This window comes from Cytobacillus mangrovibacter (assembly GCF_042865275.1).
Classification (GTDB): Bacteria; Bacillota; Bacilli; order Bacillales; family Cytobacillaceae; genus Cytobacillus; species Cytobacillus mangrovibacter.
The window spans coordinates 249,995-264,851 of record NZ_JBIACJ010000004.1; the positions used below are offsets into that span (position 1 = coordinate 249,995).

15 protein-coding genes are annotated in these 14,857 nt (G+C 38.0%); 8 read left to right on the top strand and 7 right to left on the bottom strand.

The annotated features are described in order from the left end of the window. Positions 1-58: 58 nt before the first annotated feature. Entirely contained in the window at positions 59-517 is a 459-nt protein-coding gene (locus ACFYKT_RS09755; protein WP_389218914.1) for a MarR family winged helix-turn-helix transcriptional regulator, read from the top strand. A 2-nt stretch (positions 518-519) separates the two neighbouring features. After that, a complete protein-coding gene (locus ACFYKT_RS09760; RefSeq protein ID WP_389218917.1) occupies positions 520-3,654 on the top strand; it encodes an MMPL family transporter in 3,135 nt (1,044 codons plus the stop codon). A gap of 154 nt (positions 3,655-3,808) precedes the next feature. On the opposite strand, the gene liaG is transcribed toward ACFYKT_RS09760, so the two are convergent. Then, the gene (liaG, locus tag ACFYKT_RS09765) at positions 3,809-4,651 is read right to left on the bottom strand and encodes a LiaG family protein (protein WP_389218920.1); all 843 of its coding nucleotides are present in this window, start codon (positions 4,649-4,651) and stop codon (positions 3,809-3,811) included. Between the two features lie 310 nt (positions 4,652-4,961). Between liaG and ACFYKT_RS09770 the strand changes: the two genes are divergently transcribed. Together ACFYKT_RS09770 and ACFYKT_RS09775 are read left to right on the top strand one after the other, a co-directional pair. After that, complete coding sequence (locus ACFYKT_RS09770; RefSeq protein WP_389218923.1) at positions 4,962-5,483, top strand: sigma-70 family RNA polymerase sigma factor; 522 nt, start codon at positions 4,962-4,964, stop codon at positions 5,481-5,483. Continuing rightward, positions 5,476-6,792 carry a DUF4179 domain-containing protein gene (locus ACFYKT_RS09775; protein WP_389218926.1) on the top strand — a complete coding sequence of 439 codons (1,317 nt, stop codon included), beginning with the start codon at positions 5,476-5,478 and terminating at the stop codon, positions 6,790-6,792. The genes ACFYKT_RS09770 and ACFYKT_RS09775 overlap by 8 nt, the downstream gene beginning before the upstream one ends. A gap of 34 nt (positions 6,793-6,826) precedes the next feature. Here ACFYKT_RS09775 and ACFYKT_RS09780 read toward each other — a convergent pair whose 3' ends face one another. Then, positions 6,827-6,958: a hypothetical protein gene (locus tag ACFYKT_RS09780; protein ID WP_389218929.1), complete on the bottom strand. Its 132-nt coding sequence runs from the start codon at positions 6,956-6,958 to the stop codon at positions 6,827-6,829. Positions 6,959-7,143: 185 nt separating this feature from the next. Between ACFYKT_RS09780 and ACFYKT_RS09785 the strand changes: the two genes are divergently transcribed. From ACFYKT_RS09785 to ACFYKT_RS09795, 3 genes are all read left to right on the top strand, one after another. Next, the gene (locus tag ACFYKT_RS09785) at positions 7,144-7,971 is read left to right on the top strand and encodes an amino acid ABC transporter substrate-binding protein (RefSeq protein ID WP_389218932.1); all 828 of its coding nucleotides are present in this window, start codon (positions 7,144-7,146) and stop codon (positions 7,969-7,971) included. Next, a complete protein-coding gene (locus ACFYKT_RS09790) occupies positions 7,958-8,656 on the top strand; it encodes an amino acid ABC transporter permease (protein WP_389218935.1) in 699 nt (232 codons plus the stop codon). Before ACFYKT_RS09785 ends, ACFYKT_RS09790 begins: the two co-directional genes overlap by 14 nt. 265 nt (positions 8,657-8,921) lie before the next feature. Continuing rightward, positions 8,922-9,656, top strand: coding sequence for an amino acid ABC transporter ATP-binding protein (locus tag ACFYKT_RS09795; protein WP_389218938.1), 735 nt, complete (start codon positions 8,922-8,924; stop codon positions 9,654-9,656). A 318-nt stretch (positions 9,657-9,974) separates the two neighbouring features. Here the strand turns inward: ACFYKT_RS09795 and ACFYKT_RS09800 are convergent, their stop codons facing one another. The 5 genes from ACFYKT_RS09800 to ACFYKT_RS09820 all read right to left on the bottom strand — a co-directional run bounded on the left by ACFYKT_RS09800 (position 9,975) and on the right by ACFYKT_RS09820 (position 13,689). Continuing rightward, complete coding sequence (locus tag ACFYKT_RS09800; RefSeq protein ID WP_389218940.1) at positions 9,975-10,199, bottom strand: hypothetical protein; 225 nt, start codon at positions 10,197-10,199, stop codon at positions 9,975-9,977. 159 nt (positions 10,200-10,358) lie between these two features. Next, positions 10,359-11,096 (bottom strand): ABC transporter ATP-binding protein, encoded by a 738-nt coding sequence (locus tag ACFYKT_RS09805; RefSeq protein WP_389218943.1) that lies wholly within the window; start codon positions 11,094-11,096, stop codon positions 10,359-10,361. Then, positions 11,093-11,791: an ABC transporter permease gene (locus ACFYKT_RS09810; RefSeq protein WP_389218946.1), complete on the bottom strand. Its 699-nt coding sequence runs from the start codon at positions 11,789-11,791 to the stop codon at positions 11,093-11,095. The genes ACFYKT_RS09805 and ACFYKT_RS09810 overlap by 4 nt, the downstream gene beginning before the upstream one ends. A gap of 93 nt (positions 11,792-11,884) precedes the next feature. Beyond that, the gene (locus ACFYKT_RS09815; RefSeq protein ID WP_389218949.1) at positions 11,885-12,751 is read right to left on the bottom strand and encodes a substrate-binding domain-containing protein; all 867 of its coding nucleotides are present in this window, start codon (positions 12,749-12,751) and stop codon (positions 11,885-11,887) included. After that, on the bottom strand, positions 12,748-13,689 hold the full coding sequence (locus ACFYKT_RS09820; protein ID WP_389218952.1) for a substrate-binding domain-containing protein: 942 nt from the start codon (positions 13,687-13,689) through the stop codon (positions 12,748-12,750). The genes ACFYKT_RS09815 and ACFYKT_RS09820 overlap by 4 nt, the downstream gene beginning before the upstream one ends. A 217-nt stretch (positions 13,690-13,906) precedes the next feature. Here ACFYKT_RS09820 and ACFYKT_RS09825 point away from each other — a divergent pair, with 217 nt between their 5' ends. Next, positions 13,907-14,650, top strand: coding sequence for a FixH family protein (locus ACFYKT_RS09825; RefSeq protein ID WP_389218955.1), 744 nt, complete (start codon positions 13,907-13,909; stop codon positions 14,648-14,650). Positions 14,651-14,857 lie beyond the last annotated feature (207 nt).

Consider the following 14,857-nt stretch of genomic DNA (forward strand, 5'->3'; position numbering starts at 1 on the left):
ATAGTTAATGTGTTGAACAATTAAACAATAGAATCATTTACGGAGGTGAAGTGGGAAATTGTTAGATAATTTACAAGAACTAATTGATCGATATATTGATTTGTCATTTTCCGTCCATCGAAAAGGCGAATCGCTTATTAGGGATCAAATAGGCAGTGATCTTACAAATGATCAGCATTATATATTGAGGTATATCAGTCAGACTAAATCATGCACCTCATCGGAATTAGCTGAGGAATTCGATGTAAAGAAAAGTGCCATAACAGCCATTATCAACCGAATGTGGGAAAAGGGATTAATTCAGCGGACACGTGATGAGAAGGACCGTCGTGTTGTATACCTTACATTGACGGATAAAGGAAATCAGCTGTATGCCAATTGTGAGAAACGAATAATTAAGCTTGTAGAATCATTTATCAAAAAGTTTGACCCTATAGAAATTAAACAGTTCATTGAAACTTATGAAAAATTAAACCAAATATTAATAGAGAGTAAAGAACATAAGGTGGAGGAATAGGGATGCATCAAATTATAAAAAATAAGTGGATCGTTATCATTGCCTGGATCGTTATTGCTGTTGGTCTTTTTCTGGTTGCGCCTAATATGGCTGATCTTGTCCGAGAAAAAGGACAGATTACTGTTCCTGATGAATATTCTTCCACGCTTGCTGGGGAAATATTGGCAGATGTGGCGAAGCAGGAGGGCGGAGGAGATGAGACCCAGGTTGCTCTTGTCTTTCATAATGATAAGAAATTAACAGAAGAAGATATAAAGGAAGCGGAAAGAGCGGTTCGTATTCTTGAGAAAGACAAGGAATTAGGGATAACCGAGATTCTTACTCATTTTAATGAAGAGACTTTAAAGGATCAGCTCGTTTCAAAAGATGGAAAGTCGATTCTTACTTCGATCACGCTCGACTGGAAAGATCGTGAGCCAAGTGAATTAAATGATTCATTATATAAAGCCATAAAAGATATTAATGTGGATCATTATTATACAAGTGAATGGCAAATAAATGAAGATTTAATGGCAAGCTCTGAAGAGGGATTAAAGAAAACGGAGGGAATTACTGTTATCTTTATTCTTGCTGTATTATTGCTCGTTTTTAGATCTGTCATTGCACCGATCATCCCTTTAGTGACAGTCGGATTTTCTTATCTTGTTTCACAGTCGATCGTTTCATTTTTAGTTGATCGGTTTGATTTCCCGATTTCCAATTACACGCAAATTTTCTTAGTTGCTGTATTATTTGGAATTGGAACGGATTATTGTATTTTATTACTTAGCCGTTTTAAAGAAGAGTTATCACATAGCGAAAGTGTTGCTGAAGCGATTGTTGCAACCTATCGAAATGCAGGGCGTACGGTATTCTTTAGTGGCGTAGCTGTTATGATTGGATTTGCTGCAATCGGATTTTCACAATTTATTCTTTATCAATCAGCTGCTGCAGTTGCGGTAGGCGTAGCACTTTTACTAATTGCCCTTTTTACAGTTGTTCCGTTTTTCATGGCTGTATTAGGACATAAGCTTTTCTGGCCATCCAAAAGCAAAGCAGAGCATGGGGAGAGCAAGCTTTGGGGCATAGTAGGAAGGTTTTCATTGGCACGTCCCTTCATTGCTTTACTAATAGTAGCTGCCGTTTGTGTACCATTCCTAGTTACCTATGATGGTGAGCTTTCTTATAACTCATTGGAGGAAATTGGCGGAGATGTTAACTCCATTAAAGCATTCAATGCGATTGCAGACAGCTTTGGACCGGGAGAATCTATGCCAACGCAAGTTGTGATTAAAAATGATGAGGAAATGGATTCTGCTGAATACATCGGATTGGCTGAGAAAATTAGTAAAGAGTTAGAAAAGGTTGATTTAGTCGGTACGGTACGTTCTGTAACAAGACCAACAGGAGAACCGATTGATGATTTCTTTGTTGCGAAGCAAGCCGAAACACTTGAAGAGGGCTTAGGAGAAGGAAAAGAGGGCCTTGATAAAATTAGTGAAGGTTTAAATGAGGCTGGCAATGAGTTATCGAAATCAGAGCCGGAATTAAAGAAAGCAACAAATGGCATTAATGATTTAATATCGGGTACGGGTGAACTTCAGTCAGGCTTAAAAGAGATTCAAACCAATCTAGCCAAGATTGAAAATGGAATTCGCCAAGGAACAAAAGGATCGGATGATATTAAAGCAGGCTTAGCTCAGTCTAAAAAAGGAGCGGAGGATTTACTTGCTGGGTATCAGGAGCTTCTTGGGGGATATAAAAACCTGCACGGAAATCTTCAGACAATAACTACAAATTATGAAAAGGTTGGTCAAGGCTTGACTGCATTATCTAATGGACTTGTGCAGGCAAATGCCGGAATGTATGGGTATTTAGAAAGTAAGTATACAGATTTATCAACAGATGACCAATATCAGAAAATGAAGCAAACGATAGCAGGTGAGCAAGGCTTGGTTAAGCAGCTTAGCGGTTTATCTGCAAATGTTAATGAATTAAATGCTGGCCTTGCCAAAGTGACTGAAGGAATGGCTGGAGCTAATGCTGGATTTGAAAAGGCAATGGGGGGCCAAGGAGGCCTAGCTGCAGGATTAGAGCAGTTAATTAAAGGCATTGAAGCACAGCAAGCAGGATTCAATCAGCTGGCTGATGGCCAAGGACAGATTATCTCACATATGCCACAGGTAACTAATGGGTTAAATAGTATTAATGATGGACAGAAACAGCTTCTCGCTGGCTTCGGTGATCTGGGCGGCCAAATCGGCCAGTTAACAGATGGCCTCGGTCAAAGTACGGAGGGATTGAATAAAGTTTCTGAGGGATTAGAATCTGCACAGGATTATCTATCAGGATTGTCTAAATCTGAGAATATGGATGGTTTCTACTTGCCGGCAGAAGTATTAGAAAGTGAAGAATTTGCCCAAGTATATGATGTGTATATGTCTAATGACCGTAAAGTGATGACAATTGATGTTATTTTTGAAGCAAACCCTTATTCAAATGAGGCAATCAGTCAAGTTGATCAGATTAAAGACGCTGTTGATAGAGCAACAAAAGATACGAAACTTGAAAATGCCGTTGTTGCAGTAGGTGGGATTACAAGCACAAATGCGGATTTAAGTGACTTATCTGATCAAGACTATTCTCGTACAGTTGTCCTTATGCTTATTGGAATTTCAATTATCTTGGTTTTCCTATTCCGTTCCATTATCATGCCAGTTTATATTATTGGCTCATTAATTCTTACTTACTTTACATCGATGGCGATCAACGAGGCTATTTATGTCAATATTTTAGGCTACACAGGCATTAGCTGGGCAGTTCCATTCTTTGGATTTGTTATTCTCGTTGCTCTTGGTGTGGATTACAGCATCTTCCTAATGGATCGATTTAACGAGTACAAAGATCTTTCTGTGGCAGATGCGATGCTTCTCGCTATGAAAAAAATGGGTACAGTAATTATCTCAGCAGCAGTCATTTTAGGTGGAACATTTGCCGCGATGATGCCATCTGGTATGCTATCGCTATTGCAAATTGCTTCTATTATTATTGTTGGTTTATTCCTGTATGCATTTATTATGCTTCCGCTGTTTATTCCAGTGATGGTCAAAAACTTCGGAGCAGCCAATTGGTGGCCATTTAAAAGAAGTGCAAATTAATTGGATATTATAAAAGGAAGGAATCCATCAATTTGGATTCCTTCCTTTATATAAAAAATAGAGTTTTTTGCGCAAAATTGCTTTTTTTGCGATTAACTCCTTTTATTTTGCGAAAGAAGAAATATTTTTGCAAATCTCACAAATTCCTATCCAGTTAGAAAATTTTTGCTAAACCACTTGTAATGTTTACATCTACTGAATGTTTACCTGAACCGGAGACTCCTTCAATCTTATCTTCATCCGTGATTTTATTAGTAAGTGGAAGATCGCAATCAATAAAACCACTGCTTGCTTTCCCATTAAAGGTGAAATCTGCACCATCAGGAAGATCGAGCTTTATTTGACCAGAACTCGCTTTTACATTTAGATCATCTACTAATTTATCTATCTGAATATTTAGCTGGCCAGATGATACGCTTGCATCGAGAGCACCTTGATAATTCTTAACTTTAATAATTCCAGAGCTCATGTCAATGGTTCCAGCTTTTGTTACTAGTTTGTTAATATCGATCATACCTGAGGAACCTTTATTCACAAACTTTTCTGTTGTCATGTTTGTTAGATCAATCTTGCCTGAACTTAAATCAATTTTCAGTTCGTCTAGTTCCATAGAAGATCCATCAAATTGTAAGTAGCCAGACCCAACATCAATAGTCATGCTTTGATCATAATCTTCAGGGATATAAATATTTAGTTCAGAAGTATGATTGAGAAATTGAATTCCATCTAATAAATTTTGCTCATATTCAATTCTAATCTTGTTTCCACTTTTATTTATATTCACCTTCCCTTTTCCATCTAGATCCGCTTTAATATCGTCTCTCTTTTCCGGAATAATAGTTGCATTTACAGATGAAAGATCAATTTCGATCATCTTAATATTTGCAGCTACTGCTGATTCCGTATTGCCTTTTCCAAATGACAGCCAACTCCCCACATTTGTTACGATTAAATAAAGGCCGATTAAAATAATAAATAGGAAAAAAATCCTTTTCAATGATATCCCAACTTTCTATCGTATTCGTTCTGTTATACATATTTTATAAAATCATAAGCAAAAAAACATTGAGCCGAAGTACGAATTGCCTCTACGACTAGAGACTTACTTATTCATTGTAATCGATAAAATACAATATTTGTATATAAAAAACCGGCTTTCATGTGAAAGCTGTGAGACATGAACCCCGTCCAATTTATACAGAAATAGTGGGACAAGGTTCCTGTCCTCTTGTCACTTCCAAAAATTTATAAAACCTTTTGCTTAGAGAGAAGTCTAATACATAGATCGAACAGAGGGAGGTCATGAGGTGAGCTCGGAAGAAGTTGTACAGATGGCCGTTCATGGAGATGATCAATCATTTTTGGCAGCCATCCAAATGGTGAAAATAGATTTGTATAAAACAGCTTTAGCCTATTTGCGGAATGAAGAGGATGCGTTGGAAGCGGTACAAGAAGTGACCTTCCGTGCATTTAAGGGGCTGCGGGGGTTGAAAGAGCCAGGCTATTTTAAAACATGGATTATTCGCATTATGATTAATTATTGCAATGATATATTAAAAAAACAAAGAAGAATTATTTTGAATGAGGAATTGCTGCTTGCAGAAGGAAAGGCAGAAAATCATTCACTTATAGAGATTGAAGATGCGGTGCAGCGGTTGGATGAACGGTCCCGCGAAATAATCACTTTAAAATATTTCCATGATCTAAAAATAAAAGATATTGCACTAATGCTAGGCTGCCCTGAAGGAACGGTAAAAACATGGTTATTTAAGGCCTTGAGATCCTTACGTGAAAAACTGGATGAAAAGGGAGGAATCTCTAATGTTTGAAAAGGAAGAAAAAGATCTTTACCAATTGAAAAAAGTATATGACGATCAGCCTTTTCCTGTTGATAAAATTGATGAAGCGATCTTATCAGGCTTTAACAAAGCGAAAGAGGAACCTGAGGTTAAGAATAAACCTCGCCAAAAAACATGGCTCCTTTCTGGATTAGCAGCTGCTGTGTTTATCATTGGATTTCTCACAAGTATTCGAATTTCTCCTGTTTTTGCAAGTTATGTTTCAAGTATTCCTGGTATGGAAAAATTGGTCGAGCTAATTAGTGATAATAAAGGATTAATGTTGGCGGTTGAAAATGAATATGTACAAGAAATTAATGCAACACAAGAAATGAATGGATTGAAGGTAACGCTTGATTCGGTAATCGCCGATGAAAAAGGAATGGTGATATTCCAGACGATTGAAGCAAAAGAAAAACAAGAAAAATTTTACGTAAATGACCTAAAGCTTGAATCAGCCGATGGGACAGAGCTCTATTTAGGCAGTTATAGCTATGGTGCTCATCAGCCATATGGTGAATTGAGGAAAAAGGAAATGGCTACGATGGATTTCTTTTTTGAGGAGCCTTTGAAAACAAAAGAGTTTGTTGTCACTTTTACAATTGAAACAAATGATTATGAAGAAAAATTCCATTTCCTATTTACATTGGAAAAGCCTTTAAAAGAGACGAAGACAATTGAACTGAACAAAACAGTTTCCATTGAAGGACAAAAAGTAACAATCAAAAATATTAAGATCTATCCATTACGGGTAGCAGTGCATGTTGTCGTGGATCCAGAAAACAGCAAGAAAATTTTTGCGTTTGAGGATATCCGCTTGGTAGATGAAAACGGAGAAGCCTGGACTAAAGTCGTGAATGGGTTTACGGCACATTCCTTGAGTGATAATGAGCAGATTCTTTATTTACAAAGCAACTATTTTAAAGAGCCTAAAGAGTTATATCTTGTGATGAACAAGCTTCAGGCTGTTGATAAAGAAGATGCTTTTGTAAGGGTTGATATGGAAAATGAGAAAATTATAAACCAACTAAAAGGGCTAACCATTTTGGATGTTAAAAATGGAAGCATTATTTTTACGTTGGATACAGAAGAGGAATTTAATTATTCTTCTTTTATATCATTGAGAGATGCGGATGGAAAAGAAATTGAACTCAACTCCAATTATTGGACGGGAGATAAGAATGGAAAAAGAGAAATTGGAGTAGAGTTTCCACCCGGTTCATATAAAAATCCACTGGAGCTTAAGTTATCAGCTTTTCCTGCTTGGATTGAAGGCGACATAAAAATAAAGGTGAAATAAACAGGGTCCGGCTTTCATGTGAAAGCCGGATCTTTTAATCATTATTTGTTTTGGCATGCTGGTCTTTATTTCTTTTGTTTCCCTTGCTATTATCTCCACTTATGGCTGATTGATTTCCTCTTGGAGAACTTTGATTGTTGCTTCCATTATTATGTTTCTTAGTCATCATTAAGCTCCTTTCACTTTTCCTATTTATCTTCTACTGTTTATTGCATTTTATGTACAAATTAAGTAGTAATAAGATGCTGATTGGAAAAGATAAGAGGAAAGGAAATATCCTTTGACAAAATGGATGGTCTTGTACTAGTATTGTTAATACCGACAAAACTTATGTGAATTGAGGGGTTAGAAGTGAGAAAGTTTCCATTATTAGCATTATTAATAGGTCTTATTCTTATGATTTCAGCTTGCGGAACAAATAAAGCAAATCCTGAAACAGAAGTTAGCAAAGGCGATAAACAAGAAGCAGAAAGTACAGATCTTCTTGCAAAAGTAAAGGATGAAGGAAAGTTATTGGTTGGAACTGAAGGGACATACCCTCCATTTACGTTCCATGATGATAAAGGTGAATTAACTGGGTTTGATGTAGAAATTGCAAAAGAAGTAGCTAAACGCTTAGGTATCGAGGCGCAATTCATGGAGACACAGTGGGATGCGATTTTTGCTGGTTTAGATTCAAAACGTTTCGATATGATTGCTAACCAGGTGGGTATTCGTGCAGACCGTCAGGAGAAATATGATTTTTCGGATCCGTATATTACATCTGCAGGTGTATTGATTAAACATGTGGATAATGAAGCTGTTACAAGCTTTGAAGATATTGAAGGATTGAAAGCTGCCCAATCGATGACAAGCAATTACGCTGATATCGCAAAATCCCATGGCGCAGAAATAGTTGGTGTTGAGGGCTTTAACCAAGCAATTGAATTAATTAACTCAAAGCGTGCAGATGTAACAATTAATGATAATCTTTCTTTTCTGGATTTTAAGAAGCATAAGCCAGATGCACCGGTTGAAATTGCAGCAACTTTAGATGATGCTTCTCAAAGCGGATTAATGTTTAGAAAGGGAAGCGAAACACTTATTGATGAAGTGAATAAAACATTGAAAGAAATGATCGAAGACGGAACGTATTTAGAAATTTCCGAGAAATGGTTTGGTGAAGATGTTCTTAAATAGTATTATGGCCGATCCTGAGAGGGTTTCACGGCTTATAGAGATTGCTAAAAATTCCCTTCAGCCTTTGCTGGAGGGAGCGATTTTGTATACAATCCCATTAACATTGATAACATTTGTCTGCGGCCTTATTTTAGCTGTTTTAACAGCACTTGCACGTATTTCTTCTGTCAAGCCGCTGCAGATCATCGCGAGGATATATGTATCAGCAGTAAGAGGAACCCCATTACTTGTGCAATTATTTATAATTTTTTATGGGCTGCCAACGATCGGTATTGTGATCGATCCATTTCCTTCTGCTGTTATCGGCTTTTCTTTAAATGTAGGGGCGTATGCGTCAGAAATTATTCGTGCAGCTATTTTATCCATTCCTAAAGGACAGTGGGAAGCGGGATATTCAATTGGGATGTCCTATCCTCAAACATTGAAGCGGATTATCCTTCCGCAGGCTTCACGCGTTTCACTGCCGCCGTTATCAAATACTTTTATTAGTCTAGTGAAAGACACTTCCTTAGCAGCAATGATACTTGTTACTGAAATGTTCAGAAGGGCACAGGAGATTGCCGCTACTAATTATGAGTTTTTATTATTATATTTAGAAGTTGCACTTATCTATTGGGTGATTTGCTTCCTTCTATCTATTGTTCAAGGAAGATTGGAAAAGAAACTCGACCGATTTGTTTTGTAAAACGCTATAGAGAGCGAAGTTACGGGTAAACCGGTAATAGTGACGGGTAAACCGGTAAAAGTGACGAGTAAACCGGCAAAGTGGCGGGTAAACCAACAAAAGTGGCGGGTAAACCAGCAAAGTGACGGGAAAACCAGCAAAAGTGACGGGTAAACCGAAAATGGTAATCGAAAAATTGGAAAGAGAACCGATAGATTGAGGAAAGTAACTAATTTCGTTAATCAATTAGGTGTTTGCTTTCTTTTTTCGGTGAAGGAGTATTCAAATGATTAGCATAAAAGGCTTACACAAGCAGTTTGACCAGCTTGAAGTTTTAAAAGGGATTGATTTAGTTGTTGAAAAGGGGAAAGTAGTTGTCGTGATTGGGCCGTCCGGATCAGGAAAGACGACGCTGCTGAGATGTCTTAATATATTGGAGACACCTACTTCGGGTATAATTGGGATCGAAGACCAGACATTAGATTTCTCTCGTTCCGTATCGAAAAGGGACATTCCTCCTTTCAGGCGCCTAACAGGGATGGTATTCCAAAGCTACAACCTGTTTCCTCATATGACAGCCCTTGAAAATGTAATGGAAGGTCCAGTTACTGTTAAGAAAGATTCAAAAGAAGCTGTAAGAGAAAAAGCGAAACAGCTTCTATCTAAAGTTGGATTGGGCGATAAACTTGATTATTATCCATTCCAGTTATCAGGTGGGCAGCAGCAGCGGGTTGGAATTGCCCGTGCGCTCGCAATGGAGCCTAAAGTTATGCTTTTCGATGAACCAACCTCTGCTTTAGACCCTGAGCTAGTGGGGGAAGTGCTGAAAGTGATGAAGGATCTCGCGAATGAAGGGATGACAATGGTTGTTGTAACCCATGAAATGCGATTTGCGAGAGATGCGGCGGATGAAGTTATCTTTATGGATGGTGGAGTGATTATTGAACGCGGAAAACCTGAGGATATCTTTTCGTCTCCAAAAGAAGCACGAACCAAGCAGTTTTTACAATTGATCCAATAAGAACAGAGGCCCGTTGTATATTCAACGGGTTTCTTTTTGTATAGTTCTTTACTAAAAGATTATAACTTTTGAATAAGTTTCCTGAAGGAAAAAAGATTAGTTGATTGGAGCGGAAGGTGCGAGACTCCACAGGCGCTTTAGCGCCGAGGAGGCTCAGCGCCCACCCCGCGGAAAGCGAGCATCCTGGAGCAGAAATCAACCTCTACTAACTACATATTAATTAACAACAATCTTTGCAAAAAAAAATGCCTCCAAATGGAAGCGATTATAAAGGGGGGAATACACTTACTAGCTACAGTATAGTCAAATCCCCACTTTTTAATCACCAGAGGAGAAATTTTGATCATTCCATTCAACTATTTCGTGTTGCTGTCTCTCGTAATACCTATACTCATCCTTTATAAAGTGAATGACAGTCAAAACGATGCCTAAAATGAAGCATATGACAGTTAGCGTTGATAATCCAACTAGGATATACATAATAAATGTTGAAACAATTGTCCATAAGAAGCCGCCAATTGGTGCCTTAAGAACATTTCCCATTCTTACTCTTTGCCCCCCATCTAATTGAAAGTGAATCATTCCATTCTTATTCTTTTGTACTATTTTTCATAGCAATAAAAGGAGATCCTTTCAATATAATATTTTGAGTAATAAGAAATATTACTCAAAATAAAAACAGCACATCATAATGGGTGCTGTTCATTCCTCAATATGTAAGCTCATTTCATTTATGAATGGAGCAGAGCGATTAATAGGATTGTTTACAACATCCTTAGTCAAGCCGATTTGTTCGATCTCTCCGTTCATTAAGATCGCAAGTCTGTCAGTCATAAATTGAATCTCTGTTAAATCATGACTGACAAAGATGGTTGTTGTATCAGTATCCTTAATAATGGATTTGAAATCTTTAAGAAGCTTAACTTTTGTTGGGAAATCAAGAGCTGAGAACGGCTCATCTAAATACAATACCTCTGGTTCTAAAATTAAAGCCCTTGCCAGGTTGACTCGCTGTGCCTCGCCACCAGATAGATGGTGGGCATTTTTCTTTGCTAAATGTGAGATGCCAAACTGATCAAGCCAGAATTCAACCTTCTCCTTAATCTGCGCTCTAGGAACTTTGCGGATTTTTAAACCTGCTGCAACATTTTGAAAAACAGTCGTATCGAAAATGAGTGTCTGCTGCAGTACGACCGCCCATCTTCGCCTTAGCTCTATCGAGATTCTACTTGATGGCAATTCAACACTTTTATAATAAATTCTGCCTTTCGTAGGAGCTTGTAAGCAGGAAAGGATTCTAACCAATGTGCTTTTTCCAGCACCGTTTGGACCCATAATTCCGAGGATTTCCCCTTGAGTAATGGATAGATTGGGAACAGATAGAATCATACTGTCCTTCTTATTAAATTGGATATCTTCTAGACGGATAATTGGATTCATCGAACTCTATTCCTTTGCTGTAAGTTAGTAAGAAGGAAGGTAATGAAAAAGGCTAAGCTCATTAATAAGAAGGATAGGGCTAAGGCTACATCAAAATTCCCCTTCGATACTTCCATTACAATGGATGTGGTCAAAATACGCGTTTCCCCACGGATATTCCCGCCAACCATCATTGCTGCCCCTACCTCAGCAATTACGCGTCCAAAGCCTGCAATGATAGCAGCAAGAATTGCTATCTTTGCTTCTCTTATTAACAATATGACAGTTTGAAATCGTGTGGCACCAAGGGCTTTAATTTGCAAAAGCATTTTTTCGTCAATTTGTTGAAAGGCACTGCATGTTAACCCAATGATGATAGGAAGGGAGACTAGAATTTGTGCCATGACAATGGCAAATGGACTATATAATAGAGAGAAGTCCCCTAGAGGGCCTGAGCGCCATAAGAGCATCGTAATCCATAATCCCGCCACAACAGGAGGAAGCCCCATACCGATATTGATCAATATAAGCAAGAGCCGTCTGCCTGGAAATGTCGTCAGCCCTAATATAACTCCAGCTGGTATACCAATGAAGGTGCTGATTAAGACTGCTGTTAGCGATACTCTTAAAGTGAGCCAAGTTATCTCGAATATTTCAGGATCACCTGAAAGCAGCATCTCTATTGCTTTTTTCATTCCCTCTAGTAATAGATCCATGCAAATTCCAGCTTTCTAAATAATTATGTATATTCAACGCGGACAAATTCATTGAACTTGTCCGCGTGAAGTGTTTTGTATCGTATTTGTTATCTATTCAGTGTATGGGAAGAATAATGGTTCGCCGTATTCTTCTTGACCGAACTCTTCAATTACTTTTAGTGTTTCTTCGTTAATCATGAATTCAACGAATTTTTCTGCATCTTCATTATTTACTTTATCATGTTTCTCAGGATTAACTTGCATTACATGGTAGATATTTAATAAGTCTTCGTCACCTTCAACAAGGATTTCTAGGTCTAGATTTGCCTTTTGTGCTAAGTATGTTGCACGGTCTGTGATTACATAACCTTGTTTTTCTGCAGCTACTTGAAGCGTATTTCCCATTCCCTGTCCTGTTTCTGCATAAGCAGCATTATCTCCAGGAGTAATCTCAAGTGATTTCCAAATATCTAATTCCTTTTTATGTGTGCCTGAATCATCTCCTCTGGAAATGAAAACAGCTCCGTTATCAAATAGCTTTTTGAACGCTTCTCCAACTTCCATTCCCTTCACACCTGCTGGATCATTAGCTGGACCAACTAGAATGAAGTCATTGTACATCACTCGTTTGCGGTTGATAGCGTCACCGCTATCTACAAGCACTTGTTCAGAAGCAGGAGCATGAACAAGAAGGACATCAGCTTCTCCTTTTGTGCCCATTTCTAAAGCTTGTCCTGTTCCTACTGCAATTGTCTTAACGTTCGTGTTGCTTTCTTCTTCAAACATCGGAATTAATACATCGAGCAGACCGCTATCCTGTGTGCTCGTTGTTGTTGCCAAAATTAAATCCTTTGCTACAGCAGCTGTTTCTGGTTGATCTTCTTTTTTGTTTGTCTCATCTGTTGAATTTGAGCATGCTGTCATCATAAAGATCAGCAGTGCAATCAAACTAAACGTGAATATGCGATTCCATTTCATTTTGTCTTCCTCCAATTTTTAGTCTCGTACAAGAGTTGTCCTAGTTCTGTTCCGTCATAGCCTTCTGCCCGACTAATACTTTCTTTGAAATTGGTTAACTGTAAAATATCGATTAAAAACTCGATTGCTTTCTCGTTTTTGCTCGTCCACCTGAAAACAAGATCAAACTTTTCCTTCGCGATAGGAATGAAATGTAAATCAAGCTTGTTAGCAGCTGAACGAATGCCGAATGTTGCATCTGCTATGCCTCCGCTAATATAAGAAGCAGTTGCGAGGTGATTCCATTCCTCAACCTCATACCCAGTGATATCAGCAGGATCAATATTCTCATCAGCTAAGAGGGAATCTAATAGAAAGCGGGTGCCAGCTCCTTTTTGCCGATTTACAAAACGAATATCCTTATTTGTAAGATCTTTCACATGAAATATTTGTTTAGGATTTCCTTTAGCGGTAATCAAGCCCTGCTCCCTTTCTGCCAATCTCATGACTGTTATCCGTTCATGAATGAAAAGCTGTTTAATGAAGGGGAGATTATATTCTTTCGAAGTAGGATCAAGCAAATGCATCGCTGCAACATCACAGTTGCCTTTATAAAGCATCATTAAGCCTTCCAAACTGCCTACAAAAGTTGGCTGTATTGTTATGGCACCTGATTGGCCAGTTACATACTTGATTAATTGTTCGATTAAGAAGTCATGGCTGCCTGCAATATGTAGCGAGTGATCTGTTTGAGTAAGATTGCCGGTATGGGATGAAGAGGATCGTTTTCCGCCTTCTTTGAAGCGTACGAGCTCTCTTTCTTCAATCCTCATTTTATTCCCTATCTTAAAGGCGTTCAGCTCTCCGCGTTTGATAAGTTCATAAACCGTATTTTTGGATATTTTAAATATTTTTGCAATTTCATCTGGTGTATAGGTTTTTTCGAGTATGGTTGTCACCTTCTTTCTAACCCTATATCAAAATACAAAAATCCCATGTTCTTTACTGTGACTTTTGTTATGTTATGTTGAGTTTTGTTTATTTTTGTATCATAATGTCACAAAATGTTCAAAATGAAAGTGGGACTTTTGGGGATCATTTCATTCTTTTATCACAAAATCTATGTATAGTTACTGTATTAATCCTATTAACTCTATTTAGAAAGAGGGAGCTCATTTGAATAAATTAATCGTGGGAATATGCACTACTTTACTATTATTAGCAGGTTGCGGAAACACGAGTGATACAAATAATAGCAGTAAAGAAGAGGTTCCAGAAGTGTTAAATGCAGTATTAGATATCCCTGAAAATGGGGAACTAAATGAAGAGATCGCCTTAGTGGTCACTGTTACACAAGGAGATGCTCCAGTTGAGGATGCGGATGAAGTAGAATTTGAAATATGGAAAGCTGGACAAGAGGATGCAAGTGAGATGGTAGAAGCTGTGCATTCTGAGAATGGAAAATATAGCATTAACCATTCATTCAAGGAAAACGGTCTTTACACAGTTCAATCACATGTGACAGCAAGAGATATGCATACAATGCCAAAAAAGACGATTCAAATTGGCAAGGAAGAAGATCATCATGAACATAGTGAAGATGCAACCCAAGAAAGTCACCATCATCATGGAGATGTTTCGATTAACCTAGAAAAACCAGGTACGATTCATGTAAACGAGAAAACACCTCTAGCGGTGGTATTGAAAAAAGGTGAAGAGTCCCTAAGTGATGCACAGGTTAGATTGGAGATCTTCCAGCAAGAATCAAATCCTACATGGGTGGATATGACTGAAGCTGCCGATGGAGAATACAAAGGTGAACATCAATTCCCGAATAAAGGAATATTCACCATAAGAATTCATGTAAAAAATGATGAAGGCCTACACGAACATACAGAAATTGAAGTGACAGTTGAATAAATGAGAAAAGCGCATCCTATGGTGCGCTTTTTAATTGATTTAATATAAAGTTTCTTTTCTAAAAGATAGTTGTTTTGAATAGTTGTGTAAATGAATGCTATGTACAAAAAAAGTTGTTGATTGGAGCGGAAGGTGCGAGACTCCTGCGGGAAGTGTGGGACAGGTGAGACCCCGCAGAAGCGTTAGCGACGAGGAGGCTCAGCGCCA

Excerpts from the sequence above, each read along its gene's own strand:
- ACFYKT_RS09815 (WP_389218949.1), bottom strand. The coding sequence starts at position 12,751 with ATGAAATGGAATCGCATATTCACGTTTAGTTTGATTGCACTGCTGATC.
- ACFYKT_RS09775 (WP_389218926.1), top strand. The coding sequence starts at position 5,476 with ATGTTTGAAAAGGAAGAAAAAGATCTTTACCAATTGAAAAAAGTATAT.
- ACFYKT_RS09810 (WP_389218946.1), bottom strand. The coding sequence starts at position 11,791 with ATGGATCTATTACTAGAGGGAATGAAAAAAGCAATAGAGATGCTGCTT.
- ACFYKT_RS09795 (WP_389218938.1), top strand. The coding sequence starts at position 8,922 with ATGATTAGCATAAAAGGCTTACACAAGCAGTTTGACCAGCTTGAAGTT.
- ACFYKT_RS09780 (WP_389218929.1), bottom strand. The coding sequence starts at position 6,958 with ATGACTAAGAAACATAATAATGGAAGCAACAATCAAAGTTCTCCAAGA.
- ACFYKT_RS09790 (WP_389218935.1), top strand. The coding sequence starts at position 7,958 with ATGTTCTTAAATAGTATTATGGCCGATCCTGAGAGGGTTTCACGGCTT.
- ACFYKT_RS09805 (WP_389218943.1), bottom strand. The coding sequence starts at position 11,096 with ATGAATCCAATTATCCGTCTAGAAGATATCCAATTTAATAAGAAGGAC.
- ACFYKT_RS09760 (WP_389218917.1), top strand. The coding sequence starts at position 520 with ATGCATCAAATTATAAAAAATAAGTGGATCGTTATCATTGCCTGGATC.
- ACFYKT_RS09800 (WP_389218940.1), bottom strand. The coding sequence starts at position 10,199 with ATGGGAAATGTTCTTAAGGCACCAATTGGCGGCTTCTTATGGACAATT.